This window comes from Rhizobacter sp. P2_H2, assembly GCF_056403375.1.
In genome coordinates, this window is record NZ_JBFUFP010001574.1 from 1 (window position 1) to 883 (window position 883).

The 883-nt window shown below is 72.1% G+C and carries 1 protein-coding gene; it reads right to left on the reverse strand.

The window, feature by feature from the left end:
• Positions 1-177 precede the first annotated feature (177 nt).
• On the reverse strand, positions 178-883 hold a 706-nt coding region (locus AC1D15_RS34830; RefSeq protein WP_047508905.1), incomplete at its 5' end, for a hypothetical protein.

The following is an 883-nucleotide window of genomic DNA, read 5'->3' on the forward strand; positions in this document are numbered from 1 at the left end:
GCGCTGTCCTGCGCGGCCTGGATGCGCCGGTGCTTCACGGCGACCGCATCGCCCTCGTCGGCACGCGGTCGGTCGGATGGCGAGGTCTTGCGGGCGGTATGGGTGGGCATGCTGCACTCCGTTCGGGTTGATGCCCGAACGGCGGCAAGCCGCATGCCTGTCAGGTCGGACCGGCCGTCAGACGGGCAACAGCTGGCTGTCGCTGCGCCAGCTCGCCCGCACCGCGTTGTGCGTCAGCGCGCGCGCGGCGCGCACCGCGGCAGTCGCGCCGGAGCGGCGGCCGGCCACCTGGTCGAGCCAGGCGGCGAGGATCGGGTTGCGGCGTGCCAGCGTGGTCCAGCTGCTGCGCCAGCAGCGCGACAGGTCGGCGTGCGGCTGCAACTGGCGGCGCGCGCTGCGCGGCAGGTCCTGGCCCGGGTGTTCGCTGTAGACCTTGCCGAGGTCGAACAGGAAGGCGGTGGCGGAGCAGATCTGCTGCAGCTCCGAGACGATCGGCGGCAGCGGCTTGCGGCTGCGCGCGTCGTGGTCGGCGTTCATCGCGAACTCGGCCGCGGTGATGCTGGCTTCGAGCAGGCCGTACATGTCGGCGTGGTGGTCGGTCGCGGCCGGCTGCGTCAGGAAGTGATCGAGGTTGCCGCTGCGCTCCAGCACCTGCGCGATGAACTCCTGCAGGTCCGGCGACCAGCGGCTGCACAGGCAGGCGAGCCGGTACACCAGGTCGGCCGGCACGCCGAGGTAGGCGAGGTTGCCGCCGGTGATGCGGCGCACCAGCGTGGCCAGCAGGTTGTCGACCCCCTGCCCCCGCTCTTCCAGGAAGCCCGACAGCGGCAGGCGCAGCGCCGGCAGTGCACGCCAGGAACGGTCGATGGAGTCAGAGTTCATG